Raw genomic sequence first — 14,701 nt, 5'->3', positions numbered from 1 at the left:
TCGGGCCGCCTTTTTCTGTTTGAGGGCAACGGAATTCTTTGGGGGGAGAAGACGATGAACGACTATATCGAAACCAACCGGCTGAACTGGGACGACCGGGCGGGGCTGCATGCGACGGACACGACGGGCAGCTACCGGATCGGCCGGGTGATTGCGGGTGGCTCGTCGCTGCATGCGCTGGAGGCCGGCGAGATCGGCGATATCGCCGGTAAGGACATCGTCCATCTGCAATGCCATATCGGGCTGGATACGCTGAGCCTCAAGCATCTGGGCGCGCGCTCGGTCACTGGACTGGATTTTTCCCCGGTTGCCATCGCTGCTGCGCGGGATTTTGCCGAAAGAGCTGGGACGGAGGCAATCTTCGTCGAGGCCTCGGTCTATGATGCGGCAGCGGCGCTGGAACACCGCACCTATGACATCGTCTTCGTCACCTGGGGCGCCATCCACTGGCTGCCGGATATCTTTAAGTGGGCCGAAGTCATTGCCAGCCTGCTGCGCCCCGGTGGCCGGCTCTACCTGCTCGACGGGCATCCGCAGATGTATCAATACGAAGGCACTGAGCATGGCAGCCTGTCGCTCGCCTATGGCTGGCGCACGCCGGTCGATGCGCCGCTTCTGTTTGAAGAAACCCATACCTATACCGGCGACGAGCGGCCGCTGACCCACCAGCGCATGTACGAATGGCTGCACCCGGTCAGCGATACCGTCAACGCGCTGCTGAAGGCCGGGTTGACACTCGATTTCCTCAACGAGCACGAAATCCTCGTCTGGCGGCATTATCCGGGCATGATCGAGACCGGCGAGGACCAGTTCGAACAGGCGTGGGGCCTGCCGCGCATTCCGTTGTCGTTCTCGATCGGGGCGACGAAGGCGGGGTGATCAGCTATGGGCAGCAACGCGATCGGCGCCTATTTTTCTGTACATCATCATACCGGCCCATAACCACATATAAAGTGAAGCCTGCAGGCCGCCAATCAATCCGAGTGTTTGTAAAAATTGTTGTTTCGCTTCGTTTGCGGTCTCGACTTCCCTGAACCACGAACAATTTGGCCCTGTTGCCGAACTGTTTGGCAAGATCGATAAGGCAACGAAACTCCCGATTGCCATGAAGAGGAGGAGCAGCACCCTCAAGTTTGTATGGGAGGGCATCGGTTGGTTGTGAATTTTCGTTCCGGAAAATGCGCTCCATGGAACAAATAGCAAGGCTAAGGCAAAGGGGATTGAAAGGAGCAGCGCTGCCATGCCCGAAAAATACGCTGTCGCATAAAGCAATGGGTCGACTGCCAGATGCGTTTCGATGAATGTTAGATCGCACTCGAGCCTTGCGAACAGAGCGCCTCTCACCGGCAACGGTATCGTGGAAAGAGGAATCACGAAGCCCAGCATATAGGATGCGAAGGGTGTTATCGCGATAAGAAACAATGGGAGGCAGAGGCGGTCAAACAGAAAAACGTACAGCCGCATATGCACTCCTCACTTGCGACTTGCATGTCGCTTCTATCGTTTCACCGCAGTTAGAAGCTAGTCCGGATCTAAGCCAAGGTGGAAGCTGAAACGGTTTTGCTGAAAAACCTCCTGCAGGGTACCATCTTTTCTGGAATTGCGCGGTGGATGCCACGGTCGCCCTTGCCACCCCCTCTTGAGATGTGACAGGTTCGGTCGCCACAATTCAGGAGCCACCCATGTTTTCCCGCCGCACCCTTCTCGCCGGTCTGACCGCCCTTGTTCTTGCCCCTTTGAGCGTTGCCGCTGCGGATCTGCCGGATCTTGGCGGGCGATCTGTCATTGTGGTCACTGAGAACGCTTATCCGCCGCTGCAGTTCGTCGATCCGAAGAGCGGCAAGGCGATCGGCTGGGAATATGACGCGATGGAGGAAATCGCCAAGCGGCTGAATTTCAAGCTGGAAATCCAGAACACCTCTTGGGACGCGATGATCCAGTCGGTTTCCGACGGCCAGTACGATATCGGCATGACCGGCATCACCATCAAGGACGAGCGCAAGGCGAAGGTGGATTTCTCCGATCCTTACATGCGCTCGCAGCAGTTCATGCTGGTGCGCAGCGACGAGACCCGCTTTGCCGACGCCAAGACATTTGGCGCCTTTGCCGATGGCCTGGTTGGCGCCCAGCCCGGAACCTCGCCGTTCTACACGGCAGTCTATGAAATGCTCGACGGCAATGAGCAGAACCCGCGGGTAAAGCTGTTCGAAACATTTGGCGCGACGGTGCAGGCCCTAAAGGCGGGTGATGTCGATGTTGTTTTGACCGACAGCGTCGCCGCGAAGGGTTATGTCGATTCGTCGGCCGGTGGCCTGAAGGTTGTTGGGGGAGCGCTCGGCACCGAGGATTTCGGCTTCATCTTCAAGAAGGGCTCCGATCTGGCCGCCCCGGTCAATGCCGCGATTGCGGCACTGAAGGCAGACGGCACGCTCGACAAGCTGAACCAGAAGTGGTTCGTCGATTACAAGATGGGCGAATGATCGCCACCCGATGACGCCTGCGCACGACACTTCTCAAAAGGGCGACTATCCCTGGTGGCTGGTCGCCCTTGCCGTGATCGCCGTGGCGCTGGCCGTGGTGATCACTTCGAGCGGTGTCTACCGTCAGGTCTTCAGCATCGTTTCGGCAGGTATCGGCATCACCATTTTCGTGACGCTGGTCGGCTTCTTCTTTGCCACAGCTTTGGGGCTCGGCATTGCGCTGATGGCGCTGTCGGACCGGGCACCACTACGCCAGATCGCCCGTTTCTATACCGAGGTGATCCGCGGCATTCCGATCCTGGTTCTGTTGTTCTACATCGCCTTTGCCGGAGCCCCGGCGCTGGTCGTCGCGATCAACTTCCTGCTGTCGCCGCTGATTTCGGCTGGCGTCATCGAACCGATGGTGGTGCGCGACCTCTCCTTGATGTGGCGGGCAATTATCGCGCTGTCGATCGGCTATTCCGCCTTCATCGCCGAGGTTTTTCGCGCCGGCATCCTGTCGGTCGACAAGGGGCAGATCGAGGCGGCCAAGGCGCTTGGCCTGTCGCGCACTCAACGCTTCCGGCTGGTGGTTTTCCCGCAAGCCATCCGCGTCATCCTGCCGCCGCTCGGCAATGATTTCGTCGCGATGGTGAAGGACTCATCCCTCGTATCGGTACTCGGCGTCGCCGATATCACCCAGGCCGGCAAGATCTATGCCTCCGGCTCGTTCCGGTTCTTCGAGACCTATTCGATTGTTGCCTATATTTATCTGATTTTGACGGTCGGGCTGTCGCTGGGTCTGCGGCGGCTGGAACTGAGGTTAAGGCAGGGGCAGAGGGCATAGGTTGACTGCGGCTCCCTCTTCTCCCCCGGCGGGGAGAAGGTGGCCCAAAGGGGCCGGATGAGGGGGCGGTACGCTTCGGGTTCGCGGAAAGACCCCCTCATCGCCTAACTCCGTTCGGCACTTCTCCCCGCTGGGGAGAAGAGGGAGGTCGCGGCGTCGCCGTCGCCGCCCATCTCGCCAATTGCCGAACCTTCACAAAACTGCTATATCCCCGCTCATGGAATCCAAATTCGGATGTTTTGAGCAGAAAATCGTCGTGCTGCAGGACCACAAGCGTCTGCCGGCACGGTTTTTCGCGTGCGTTTCCGGCGCCCTCAGCAGCCGGCTTATCTGATCGTCGGGGCTCGATCCCCGACCCGGTCACCGGCGCCTTTGCCGGACTTTTTTCCTAAGCTTTTCATATCGCCCGAACTTCAAATGGATGCACAGCCATGAGCGCACCGCGTACCCTCTACGACAAGATCTGGGACGACCATCTGGTCGATCAACAGGATGACGGAACCTGTCTTCTCTATATCGATCGCCATCTCGTTCACGAAGTGACGAGCCCGCAGGCGTTCGAAGGCCTTCGCTTGACGAACCGTCAGGTCCGGGCTCCGCAGAAGACCCTTGCCGTCGTCGATCACAACGTGCCGACCTCGCCGGATCGCCATCTTGGCATCAAGAACGAGGAAAGCCGCATCCAGGTTGAAGCGCTCGCCCAGAATGCTGCCGATTTCGGCGTCGAATATTATTCGGCCAGCGATATCCGCCAGGGCATCGTCCATATCGTCGGGCCGGAACAGGGCTTTACCCTGCCGGGCATGACCATCGTCTGCGGCGATAGCCACACCTCCACGCACGGCGCTTTCGGCGCGCTTGCGCACGGTATCGGCACGTCCGAGGTCGAGCACGTGCTCGCCACCCAGACGCTGATCCAGAAGAAGGCCAAGAACATGCTGGTGCGTGTCGATGGTATTCTGCCGGAGCATGTCACCGCCAAGGACATCATTTTGGCCATCATCGGCGAGATCGGCACGGCCGGCGGTACCGGTAGCGTCATCGAGTTTGCCGGCGAAGCCATCCGCGCGCTGTCGATGGAAGGCCGCATGACGGTCTGCAACATGACGATCGAAGGCGGCGCCCGTGCCGGCCTGATCGCGCCGGACGAAAAGACCTTCGAATATATCAAGGGCAAGCCGCGCGCGCCGAAGGGCGAAGACCTCGAAAAAGCAATCGCCTACTGGAAGACGCTGCAGACCGACGAAGGCGCGCATTATGACCGCGTCGTCGTGCTGAATGCCGCCGACCTGCCGCCGATCGTCTCCTGGGGTTCCTCGCCGGAAGATGTCATCTCGGTTCAGGGCATCGTGCCGAACCCTGATGAAATTGCCGACGAGAACAAGCGCACCTCCAAGTGGCGCGCACTCGATTATATGGGCCTGAAGCCGGGCACGAAGATCACCGATATCAATATCGATCGTGTCTTCATCGGCTCCTGCACCAATGGCCGCATCGAGGACCTGCGCGAAGTCGCCAAGGTCGTCGAAGGCCGCACGGTTGCCTCAACAGTCTCGGCGATGATCGTTCCGGGCTCCGGTCTCGTCAAGGAACAGGCGGAAGCCGAAGGTCTTGACGTGATCTTCAAGGCGGCCGGTTTCGACTGGCGCGAGCCGGGCTGCTCGATGTGCCTGGCCATGAACGACGACCGCCTGAAGCCAGGCGAACGCTGCGCCTCGACCTCCAACCGCAACTTCGAAGGCCGCCAGGGTTTTAAGGGCCGCACCCATCTGGTGTCGCCGGCCATGGCCGCTGCGGCAGCAGTCTCCGGACACTTCGTCGATATCCGCGATTGGAAGTAGGCTTCGGCGGGGACCTCGTGGCCCCGGCGTCCTTGCGATCCGATCTCAGATCCAGCTAAGGCGGAAGCAGTGCTTCCGCCTTTTCGTTTGGGCGCGTATACTCGACCGTGGCCTCGCGGTTTGGGAGTTTCATCATGACCGGTGCGGACAAAGTCTTTGCTGGCGGCATGCCGGCGATCTACGAGAAACTTTTCGTGCCGATGATCTTCGAACCGTATGCACAAGAGATGGCGCAGCGGATTGCGGCGTTGGCGCCGCGCGACGTGCTCGAGATCGCCGCTGGCACCGGCGTGTTGACTCGCGCCATGGCGTCCCGGCTCGGTGCCGGAGCGCGGATCGTCGCCACGGATCTCAACCAGCCGATGCTCGACCTGGCGATAGCCAATCAGGGCGTGGACAACCGCATCACCTGGAAGCAGGCAGACGGCCAAGCGTTGCCATTCGATGACCAGACCTTCGACGTTGTGGCCTGTCAGTTCGGCGTGATGTTCTTCCCAGACAGGATCGCGGGCTATCGCGAAGCCCGGCGTGTTCTGAAGCCCACCGGGCGCTATCTCTTCAACGTCTGGGATGCCATCCAGAACAACGCGTTCGTGATGACTGTCGCGCGAACGCTGACAGAGATGTTTCCGAACGATCCGCCGCGTTTCATGGAGCGGACGCCGCATGGGTACCATGATCTTTCGGCGATCACGGCGGATGTGAGGGGCGCCGGATTTTCATCGGCGCAGACCGAGACGGTCGACCGTGTCAGCCGCGCCAGATCAGCACTCGATGCGGCGACGGCCTATTGTCAGGGCAACCCGCTGGCAGTCGAGATTGAGACACGTGCGCCCGGAAAACTGCAGGACGTCACCGAAACTGTTGCTGAGGCGCTGAGGCGACAGTTCGGTGACGGAGCCATCGAAGGTTCCATTCGGGCGTATGTCGTCACCGCACTGCCCTAACCAGTCTGCCCCTGGTGATGTAGAAATTCGCCCACACCTCAACGGACCACCCGCACCACCGTTCCCCGCCGCATGAACCGCAGCAACCGCTTTATCGCTGGCAGGCTCACTGCGACGCAGCCTTCTGTTGGCGGGTAGCCCGGTTTGGCGAGGTGGAAGAAGATCGCCGAGCCGCCATAGCGCTTCCGGCTGCGCAGATTCCAGTCCATCACCAGGCAGACATCGTAGAGGCCGTCATCACGCCGCATCTTTTCGTGGCTCGGCTTGAACGGCGCGTGGACGGGGCGATTGTAGAGCGCGTGGCGAGGCTCGTCGCACCAGAGCAGCTTTTCCGGCGTGAAGCGCAGCGGCAGCGCGGTTGGTGGCTGGGTGACGCGATCCTGGCGGACATAACCGCCGATCAGCCGCATAGCAGCGATCGGGGTGGCGCCATCGCCTTCGCGCTTGCGTGCGGTGATGCCGCTGCGGCCGATGGCGGCCTCCTCGGTGCGTCCGGAAAAGCTCACCAGCGCCCGGGTTCGGCTGCCGGGCTTTGGCCTGACGGTGATGATGCCGGCTGGAATTGCAGCCTTGCGGAGTTTCAATCGCATTTTGCTCACAGTTTTTTGCGTTGTGCGTGATCTGAAACATAACAATAGCACTACACAATATGTAACAACCGGGTGAGTGCTGCACAGCTTGTTTAAGGCAGCGATTGCGCTAGTTTAAGACCGCAAGCAAGGAGAGAATACCATGTCGGCCCGCACCATTCTTCTCGTCGATGACGACAACGACCTGCGTGAAACACTGGTGGAGCAACTTGCCCTCTATGAAGAGTTCACCATTCTCCAGGAATCGACGGCCGCCAAGGGCATCAACACTGCCCGCAACAACCAAATAGCCCTTCTGGTGATGGATGTCGGCCTGCCGGACATGGATGGCCGCGAGGCTGTCAAGCTCTTGCGCAAGGGCGGTTTCAAGTCGCCGATCATCATGCTGACCGGCCATGATACCGATTCGGATACGATCCTCGGTCTCGAAGCCGGCGCCAACGATTATGTCACCAAGCCGTTCCGTTTCGCGGTGCTTCTCGCCCGCATCCGGGCGCAGTTGCGCCAGCATGAGCAGAGCGAGGACGCCACCTTCACCGTCGGTCCCTACACGTTCAAGCCGGGCCAGAAGCTTTTGACGCTGGAAAACGGCCAGAAGATTAGGCTGACCGAAAAGGAAGCGGCGATCATCCGCTATCTCTACCGCGCCGACCAGAAGGTCGTGACCCGGGATGTGCTGCTGGAAGAGGTCTGGGGCTACAATTCCGGCGTCACCACCCATACGCTCGAGACCCACGTTTATCGCCTGCGTCAGAAAATCGAACGCGACCCTTCCAATGCGGAGATTTTGGTGACAGAGAATGGCGGCTACAAGATAGTTCCCTAACGACATGGGGCGTGACCGGGGTCATGCCCGCTCAGAGGTATCCCTTTGTCGCTGAACGACGATATCGCCCTTCTGTCCCTCGTGCCGCTGTTTGCGGATATCGATGACGACAAATTGCGGCTGATCGCATTTGGTGCCGAGCGCCGCCGGCTGAACAAGGGACAGCAGCTGTTTCGCGAGGGCGCGCCAGCCGATTGCGCCTTTGCCATTGCCAGCGGCTCCGTCACGCTGACGCGCAATCTCGTCGATGGCAGTGTCGAGGTGGTGGATACCGTCGGGCGCGGCACGCTTCTGTCCGAACTGGCGATGATCTCCTTCGTCGAGCGCAAATTTACCGCAACCGCCGAGGAAGACAGCGAAGTCATCCGCATCAATCGACCGCTGTTCCGCCGCATGCTGGAGGAATATCCGGAAGTGGCCGTCGTCGTCGAAGGCCGGATCAAGGCAAACCTGCAGGCGATGATCAGCGCCATGCAGAGGCTGGCGCCGAAATTCGGGTAGCCGCCGCCACTTTTTTCTTTCTCCAAAGGGACCGTTCATGTCTGCAACGTCTGTTCTAAAGGCTGGAGATATCGTGCTCCGGCCCGCAACAGAGGCCGATATCGACGCCCGCCTTGCGTTCGGCAACGATGCTGATATCGCTGAAATGTACGGGAAGAACAGGTCCGATATCCGGCCATTGACCCGCGACGGTGTCCAGGATTGGGTTGGTTGGCTGATGTCGCACCCCCATGCTTGGATTATCGAAAAAGATGGATCGCCGATTGGCGAGATCCGGCTCGACAACATGAATAAGACCGATCGGCGCACCTTGCTGGCACTTGGTATTTTCGACCCCTCGAGGCTCGGGCAGGGCATCGGTCCAGTGGCGATCGCGCTGGTTCTCGCCCATGCCTTTGGGACCCTCAACTTGCATCGTGTCAGCCTACGGGTGCTCGCCTACAACAGCCGCGCTATCCGGGCCTACGAGAAATGCGGGTTTCGGGTGGAGGGGCGCGAACGTGAAACGGCATTCGTCAACGATGTCTGGCACGACGACCTGATGATGGGAATTCTGTGTCATGAGTTCGCCGATCCTTTCAGGCTGAAAAGCGGGCCAGATTGAGTCGTCAACTTCGGATCGACGTTTCTCCCTGGAGACAGTGTGTTTCGAACACAGGAGGACTGCGGCTGATCTCCGCTCTTTCCTGTAGCGTGTTTTTTCCCCATCTATGCTGCAACACATCGCCATCATCGGGATAGAAAACAATGAAAAAAATCGGCTTCCTTTCGTTCGGACATTGGACACCTTCGCCGCAATCGGGGACCCGGTCGGCCGGAGACGCGCTTCTGCAATCGATCGATCTGGCCGTTGCCGCCGAAGAGCTTGGCGCCGACGGCGCCTATTTCCGCGTCCACCACTTTGCCCGGCAACTCGCCGCTCCCTTTCCGCTTCTGGCCGCCATCGGCGCCCGTACCAAGAAGATCGAGATCGGCACGGCGGTTATCGACATGCGCTACGAGAACCCGCTCTACATGGCTGAGGATGCCGGTAGCGCCGATCTCATCTCGAATGGACGCTTGCAGCTTGGCATCAGCCGCGGCTCGCCCGAACAGGTGATCGATGGCTGGCGCTATTTCGGTTACGCGCCGCAGGAAGGCTTGAGCGATGCGGACATGGCGCGCAAGCACACCGAAGTCTTTCTCGAAACGTTGAAAGGTGAGGGCTTTGCCCAGCCGAACCCGCGCCCGATGTTTCCCAATCCGCCGGGCCTGCTGCGGCTTGAGCCGCATTCGGAAGGCTTGCGCGAACGCATCTGGTGGGGCGCCAGCTCGAACGCCACAGCCGTCTGGGCAGCCAAGCTCGGCATGAACCTGCAGAGTTCGACGCTGAAGAACGACGAAACCGGCGAGCCCTTCCACGTTCAGCAGGCCGCGCAGATCCGCCTCTACCGGGATGCCTGGAAGGAAGCCGGCCATGCGCGCACGGCACGTGTGTCGGTCAGCCGCAGCATCTTTCCGCTCGTCGATGACCGTGACCACGCCTATTTCGGCGGCGGCAGCAAGGAAAGTGACTCGATCGGCTATATCGATGACCAGACACGGGCGATTTTCGGCCGCTCCTATGCCGCAGAGCCTGACGTCCTCATCCGGCAACTGGCCGAGGACGAGGCGATTGCCGAGGCCGATACCCTGCTCCTGACCGTGCCGAACCAGCTGGGTGTGGACTACAACGCCCATGTGATCGAAGCGGTTCTGAAGCATGTCGCGCCAGCGCTCGGCTGGCGATAAATTCGACGTTGATCAGGTGCGGCGTATCCAGCCGGAAGGCCGCGCCAGCTTCAGTCGCCCTTAGATATCGAAATGGGCGATGACGGGGACGTGGTCTGACGGACGTTCCCAGCCGCGGGCTTCCTTGAGGATTTCGACGCGGGTGAGGTGCGGCGAGAGGTCGGCGGATGACCAGACATGGTCGAGGCGGCGGCCCTTGTTGGCACCTTCCCAATCCTTGGCGCGGTAGCTCCACCAAGTGTAGAGCTTTTCCGGCGACGGCGTGTGCTGGCGCATCAGGTCGACCCAAGCGCCGCCGTTCAGTACAGCGGTCAGGCCCTCCGTCTCGACCGGCGTGTGGCTGACGATCTTCAAGAGTTGTTTGTGCGACCAGACGTCGTGCTCCAGCGGTGCGATGTTGAGATCGCCGACCAGCACCGATGAAATGCCGGCCTCACTTTCGGCATGCAGCATTTTCATCTCGTCGATGAAATCGAGCTTGTGGCCGAATTTCTGGTTGATCGTCCGGTCCGGCTCGTCGCCGCCGGCGGGCACATAGAAATTGTGCAGGCGGATCTTCTTGCCGGATTTTTCAAAGACGACCGAGAGATGGCGGGCATCGCCGACGCCGCAATAGTCGCGCCGGTCGCTCAGCTCATGCAGCGGCAGGCGGGAGATGGTGGCGACGCCGTGATAACCCTTCTGGCCATGGATGGCGATATGCTCGTAGCCCAGCGCCTTCAGCGGCGAAAAGGGGAAGAGATCGTTGGCAACCTTGGTTTCCTGCAGGCAGAGAATATCCGGCGCCCAGGTCTTCAGTAGGTGCTCGACCAGCGGCATGCGCAGGCGCACCGAGTTGATGTTCCAGGTCGCGATCGACAATGCCATGCAGAGGGTTCTTTCATGAAAACTGGTTGGGGCGGACGCAGCCCGTACATTTCGTCATAAGGGCTTTTTATTGGCTTGGCCATTGGATTTGCGGCGATATTGCCAGCCTTGTGCGCCGCCTTCCGGGCTCATTCGCGGCGGCCTCGGGCCCTCATGACAGACAACGGCGCTGCCGTGTTGCACATGCCAAAACGACCCCATCATCAGAGATTTCAAAATCGAAAATAAATGCGCTCGCCCCTTGAACGGCCCGGCGTGCACCTCCACTTGGGGCGAGACCCGTGGTCCGGGCCCCTCTGGTAGAGCCGCCGGCGCTCTACGATGTCGGACCTTCTTCGACATTGTATGCCGGCGAAGGAGAAGGCTTTGGACCTTTCGTTTATGCTCGTCCACTGGATGGGATCCCCACTCTGGATGTGGGCTGCGTTCATTACGCTGGTCGCGACCATTCTGACATTTGACCTCGGTGTCCTGCACAAGGAAAACCGGGAAATCGGCGTCAAGGAAAGCCTCAAGCTTTCGGCGCTCTACATCTCGCTCGGCCTCGCCTTCGGTGCCTGGGTGTGGTGGTATCTCGGCGCTGAAGCCGGGATGAACTATGTCACCGGCTTTGTCGTTGAAAAGACGCTGGCTCTCGACAACGTCTTCGTTATCGCCCTGATCTTTTCCTTCTTTGCCGTCCCGCGTATCTATCAGCACCGCGTGCTGTTCTGGGGTATTCTCGGCGTTATCGTCCTTCGCGCCATCATGATCGGCCTTGGCGCAACGCTCGTCACCGAGTTCTCCTGGGTGCTCTATATCTTCGCGGCCTTCCTGGTCTTTACCGGCCTGAAGATGCTGTTTGTCGGGGAATCCGATCCGGATATCGCTGGCAATCCGCTGGTGTCGTTCATGCGCCGCAAGTTCAACGTCACGGACACGCATCACGGCGAGCGGTTCTTCGTCAAGTTGCCACATCCGCAGACCGGAAAAATGGTGTTGTTCATCACGCCGCTGTTCATGGCGCTGGTGCTGATCGAAATTGCTGACGTGATCTTTGCTGTCGACTCGGTTCCTGCGATCTTCGCAATCACCACCGACCCGTTCATCGTCTACACCTCGAACATCTTCGCGATCCTGGGCCTGCGCGCGCTGTACTTTGCGCTGGATGCGATGATCCACCGCTTCAAATATCTGAAACCGGCCCTTGCCATCGTGCTGGTGTTCATCGGTTCCAAGGTCTTTGTCGCCGACCTGCTTGGCCTCGAGAAATTCCCGGCTGCCCTGTCCTTGTCGATGACCTTTCTGATCATCGCGAGCGGCGTGGTCTGGAGCCTCATAAAGACCCGCAAGAGCGATACGGCTGCCCATTAAGGGCAGCCCCACCCCTCACTCAATATGGATGTAAAAAATGCTTCTCGAACTCATGTCCTCTGTTATTGCTTCAATGGTCGTCGAACCCGCCAAGGCCGACCTGCGTGAAGCGCTTGCCGGTGCACAGGCATCACCTGCAATCGTCGAACAGGCCGAAACCTGCCTGCGTGAAGGTGCACCGCTTCTCCTCACCAAGGCGGGTGAGCGGCCTGCCTGGGCCTTGACCTCTGCGATGGGTGTCACGATTGGCTGGTATCAGCCGGAAGACTTTCTGCAGGGCATCCATCCGGCCTGCGATGCCACTTTGGCTCAGCTTCGGAAAGAAGAGTCCTGATGTCCTCCATCGGGAAGGAACAGAAAATGAGTGCGGTGATGAAAAACAACAGCGGGACAGAAACCAACGAGCCGTTCGACTCGGCGCCACTTGATGAAATCCGCGCGAGACGCAACCGTCTCGCCGGTTACTGGGCGGGGCAGAAGCTCAACCTCTCGGGCGATGCCTTGTCCACCTACGCAACGGAAGTGCACGAGAGCGATTATAAGATTGCTGGCGATGCCGATATCATCGCCAAATTGACCCACGACCTCGAAGCCCACGGCATCATCGTCAGCGAGGGAGAGTTGAGCAAAATGCTCAAGTCGTTCCACCGTCAATCATTGCTCGACAGTCATTCGACGGATTGATGGTTTGAGTACGGATAGTAGCGAAAACCGGATCGAGGAAGAAACGACCAAGGGGTCAGAGTTCCTGCTGGAACTTCTCGATCGGGCCAGACAGGACAACGGGCTGGAATTGAAATGTGTTCTGGGACGCGAGGGCCGGATCGGTGCGGCGTTCACGCTTCTCATTCTGGCCCTGCCAACCATCATTCCGATGCCGGGCCCGTTTGGCTTCTTTCTTGGAACCTGCCTTGCCTTTGTTGCCGTTCAGATGCTGGCGGGAGCAGATCGGTTGTGGTTGCCCAATTTCATCGGGCGCCGCGTTCTGCCGCTGAAAGTTGTCGAGGCAACCATTTCTGCGACACGGCCGTGGGTGTTGCGATTCGAGGCTTGGTTGACCCCGGGGCGGCTTGGCGCGTTGACCGGGCGCAAGGCGCGGATCGTGCTGGCTCTACCCATCTTGCTGCTTGCGATCCTGATTGCTCTGCCAATCCCGTTCGGAAACACACTTCCGGCGCTGGCGATCGTCTTGATCGCGATCTCGCTGGCCGAAAGGGATGGACTGATGGTGATCGTGGCGATGGCGGCATTCGTCGTCGCTTGCATTGTCTCTTATCATCTCGCTATCGCTGCCGGATCAGCTTTTGCGTCGCTGATCTGAGTCGGAGCGAAGACGTGCTGAATCCGATTCCCATGCGCTTGGCCATTGGATCGATTGCCTTGTAGATAGCTGAGTGGCAGCAGCTTGTAATTTTGTTGCTGATAGGAGATCGACACATGATCCGGCATCTTGGCCCAGACGATACGCAAGTGTTTCGCCAGATTCGGCTTGAAGCCCTGCGCAGTGAGCCGGCGAATTTTGCCAGCAGCGCTGCGGATTGGGAAGCCTTGCTAGATGCGGAGTGGACACGGCGATTGACCGTCAATGCCGTTTTCGTGGATTTTCATGAAGGCGAGCCGGTCGCCATCATGGGCCTGATGCCGCAGACTGCCAGCAAGATGGCGCATCGCGGCACGGTGATCATGGTCTATGTGCGCAAGGACCGGCGCGGTGGCGGGCATGCAAAGGCAATCCTCGATGTGCTGGTCGCTCATGCCCGGCAGGCCGGTATCCGGCAGCTGGAGCTTGCCGTCAGCGCTGAGAACCCGGCAGCTATCCGGTTTTACCAGCGCGAGGGATTTGAACAGGCCGGCCGTATTCCCGGCGGAACCATTCACGAGGGTAGGGAGATCGACGAAGTCCTGATGACGCGCCGCATTGATCGCGGCGCGGTGGCTCAGTGACCGCAGCGGCGTTCAATCTGCCGCCGGTGGGGCCTTACTTGCCGCGATTGTTGATATCGTCGTAGGGGATCTGGAAGACCTTGTCGTCCATCGGCACGCCGTTCTTGACGTTGAAGATCATCACCGACGTGTCCTTCTTCTGCGCATCGGTGATTGTCCACTGGCGCAGGTCGTAGGTCTTGGGGTCGAACATCAGGGTGATCGTCGCATCACCGAACACGGTGCGGTCGCCCAGCACGATGGTGGTGAGATCAGCCTCTTCCTTGACGCTGCGCACCATCTTGCCTGTCAGGTCGATATTGTCTGATAACAGCAGCTTCAGCGGTGTCTTCGACAAGGGATAGATATCCCATGTCTTCATTTTCTGGTTGCCGATGACAACGGACTTGCCGTCGGCGATCACCCGCATCGGTGACGGCGCTTCATAGTTGAAGCGGATCTTGCCGGGGCGGCTGATGAAGAACTTGCCACCGGTCTGTTCGCCCCGCGGGCCGAACTGGACGAACTCGCCGCTCATGGTCTTGACCGAGGCGAAATGGTCGGCGATTTTCTGGGCAATGGCCGTCTGGGCCTGGGCATGCTCAAGGGGCAGGCCGATGAAGGTCAGGGCAGCGAAAACAGCAAGACCGCCGACGAAGGCACGGCGCGACAGGGACGGAAATTTCGTATCCTGTTCAAAATGGCCGGTTTCGGTGTCTGTCATCGTTATCTCCTTCATTTCCAGTCTCATGTGGAGCGCAAGTGCGGCGCCTTCAA

At 59.5% G+C, this 14,701-nt stretch carries 18 protein-coding genes; 14 read left to right on the top strand and 4 right to left on the bottom strand.

Features of this window, described 5'->3' with window-relative positions:
- The first annotated feature begins 54 nt into the window (after positions 1 to 54).
- On the top strand, positions 55 to 879 hold the full coding sequence (locus ACQY8Q_RS11130) for a class I SAM-dependent methyltransferase (protein ID WP_428426635.1): 825 nt from the start codon (positions 55 to 57) through the stop codon (positions 877 to 879).
- Here ACQY8Q_RS11130 and ACQY8Q_RS11125 read toward each other — a convergent pair whose 3' ends face one another.
- Positions 880 to 1,464: a hypothetical protein gene (locus ACQY8Q_RS11125; RefSeq protein ID WP_428426634.1), complete on the bottom strand. Its 585-nt coding sequence runs from the start codon at positions 1,462 to 1,464 to the stop codon at positions 880 to 882.
- Positions 1,465 to 1,682: 218 nt separating this feature from the next.
- Between ACQY8Q_RS11125 and ACQY8Q_RS11120 the strand changes: the two genes are divergently transcribed.
- The 4 genes from ACQY8Q_RS11120 (at position 1,683) to ACQY8Q_RS11105 (ending at position 6,094) form a co-directional block, all read left to right on the top strand.
- A complete protein-coding gene (locus ACQY8Q_RS11120) occupies positions 1,683 to 2,480 on the top strand; it encodes a transporter substrate-binding domain-containing protein (RefSeq protein WP_428426633.1) in 798 nt (265 codons plus the stop codon).
- Positions 2,481 to 2,490: 10 nt separating this feature from the next.
- Positions 2,491 to 3,306 carry an amino acid ABC transporter permease gene (locus ACQY8Q_RS11115; protein ID WP_428426632.1) on the top strand — a complete coding sequence of 272 codons (816 nt, stop codon included), beginning with the start codon at positions 2,491 to 2,493 and terminating at the stop codon, positions 3,304 to 3,306.
- Between the two features lie 431 nt (positions 3,307 to 3,737).
- Positions 3,738 to 5,147 carry a 3-isopropylmalate dehydratase large subunit gene (leuC, locus tag ACQY8Q_RS11110; protein WP_428426631.1) on the top strand — a complete coding sequence of 470 codons (1,410 nt, stop codon included), beginning with the start codon at positions 3,738 to 3,740 and terminating at the stop codon, positions 5,145 to 5,147.
- 134 nt (positions 5,148 to 5,281) lie between these two features.
- Positions 5,282 to 6,094, top strand: a complete 813-nt coding sequence (locus ACQY8Q_RS11105; protein WP_428426630.1) for a class I SAM-dependent methyltransferase — start codon at positions 5,282 to 5,284, stop codon at positions 6,092 to 6,094.
- Positions 6,095 to 6,132: 38 nt separating this feature from the next.
- On the opposite strand, the gene ACQY8Q_RS11100 is transcribed toward ACQY8Q_RS11105, so the two are convergent.
- A complete protein-coding gene (locus ACQY8Q_RS11100) occupies positions 6,133 to 6,684 on the bottom strand; it encodes a L,D-transpeptidase family protein (RefSeq protein WP_428426629.1) in 552 nt (183 codons plus the stop codon).
- A gap of 142 nt (positions 6,685 to 6,826) precedes the next feature.
- Here ACQY8Q_RS11100 and ACQY8Q_RS11095 point away from each other — a divergent pair, with 142 nt between their 5' ends.
- The 4 genes from ACQY8Q_RS11095 (at position 6,827) to ACQY8Q_RS11080 (ending at position 9,781) form a co-directional block, all read left to right on the top strand.
- Positions 6,827 to 7,510, top strand: a complete 684-nt coding sequence (locus ACQY8Q_RS11095; protein ID WP_428426628.1) for a response regulator transcription factor — start codon at positions 6,827 to 6,829, stop codon at positions 7,508 to 7,510.
- Between the two features lie 45 nt (positions 7,511 to 7,555).
- The gene (locus tag ACQY8Q_RS11090; RefSeq protein ID WP_428426627.1) at positions 7,556 to 8,011 is read left to right on the top strand and encodes a cyclic nucleotide-binding domain-containing protein; all 456 of its coding nucleotides are present in this window, start codon (positions 7,556 to 7,558) and stop codon (positions 8,009 to 8,011) included.
- 37 nt (positions 8,012 to 8,048) lie between these two features.
- The gene (locus tag ACQY8Q_RS11085; protein WP_428426626.1) at positions 8,049 to 8,615 is read left to right on the top strand and encodes a GNAT family N-acetyltransferase; all 567 of its coding nucleotides are present in this window, start codon (positions 8,049 to 8,051) and stop codon (positions 8,613 to 8,615) included.
- 143 nt (positions 8,616 to 8,758) lie between these two features.
- On the top strand, positions 8,759 to 9,781 hold the full coding sequence (locus tag ACQY8Q_RS11080) for an LLM class flavin-dependent oxidoreductase (RefSeq protein ID WP_428426625.1): 1,023 nt from the start codon (positions 8,759 to 8,761) through the stop codon (positions 9,779 to 9,781).
- A 60-nt stretch (positions 9,782 to 9,841) separates the two neighbouring features.
- On the opposite strand, the gene ACQY8Q_RS11075 is transcribed toward ACQY8Q_RS11080, so the two are convergent.
- Complete coding sequence (locus ACQY8Q_RS11075; RefSeq protein ID WP_428426624.1) at positions 9,842 to 10,648, bottom strand: exodeoxyribonuclease III; 807 nt, start codon at positions 10,646 to 10,648, stop codon at positions 9,842 to 9,844.
- Between the two features lie 366 nt (positions 10,649 to 11,014).
- Between ACQY8Q_RS11075 and ACQY8Q_RS11070 the strand changes: the two genes are divergently transcribed.
- The 5 genes from ACQY8Q_RS11070 (at position 11,015) to ACQY8Q_RS11050 (ending at position 13,945) form a co-directional block, all read left to right on the top strand.
- Entirely contained in the window at positions 11,015 to 12,001 is a 987-nt protein-coding gene (locus tag ACQY8Q_RS11070; protein ID WP_428426623.1) for a TerC family protein, read from the top strand.
- 37 nt (positions 12,002 to 12,038) lie between these two features.
- Complete coding sequence (locus tag ACQY8Q_RS11065) at positions 12,039 to 12,335, top strand: hypothetical protein (RefSeq protein ID WP_428426622.1); 297 nt, start codon at positions 12,039 to 12,041, stop codon at positions 12,333 to 12,335.
- Positions 12,335 to 12,685, top strand: coding sequence for an ATPase inhibitor subunit zeta (locus ACQY8Q_RS11060; protein WP_428426621.1), 351 nt, complete (start codon positions 12,335 to 12,337; stop codon positions 12,683 to 12,685). The genes ACQY8Q_RS11065 and ACQY8Q_RS11060 overlap by 1 nt, the downstream gene beginning before the upstream one ends.
- Before the next feature lie 4 nt (positions 12,686 to 12,689).
- Entirely contained in the window at positions 12,690 to 13,322 is a 633-nt protein-coding gene (locus ACQY8Q_RS11055) for an exopolysaccharide biosynthesis protein (RefSeq protein WP_428426620.1), read from the top strand.
- A gap of 116 nt (positions 13,323 to 13,438) precedes the next feature.
- On the top strand, positions 13,439 to 13,945 hold the full coding sequence (locus ACQY8Q_RS11050; RefSeq protein WP_428426619.1) for an N-acetyltransferase family protein: 507 nt from the start codon (positions 13,439 to 13,441) through the stop codon (positions 13,943 to 13,945).
- A gap of 34 nt (positions 13,946 to 13,979) precedes the next feature.
- Here the strand turns inward: ACQY8Q_RS11050 and ACQY8Q_RS11045 are convergent, their stop codons facing one another.
- Entirely contained in the window at positions 13,980 to 14,648 is a 669-nt protein-coding gene (locus ACQY8Q_RS11045; RefSeq protein WP_428426618.1) for an outer membrane lipoprotein carrier protein LolA, read from the bottom strand.
- Positions 14,649 to 14,701: the final 53 nt, after the last annotated feature.

The organism is Pararhizobium sp., from assembly GCF_965279435.1.
Lineage (GTDB): Bacteria > Pseudomonadota > Alphaproteobacteria > Rhizobiales > Rhizobiaceae > Pararhizobium.
This window is presented reverse-complemented; position numbering and strand designations above follow the sequence as displayed.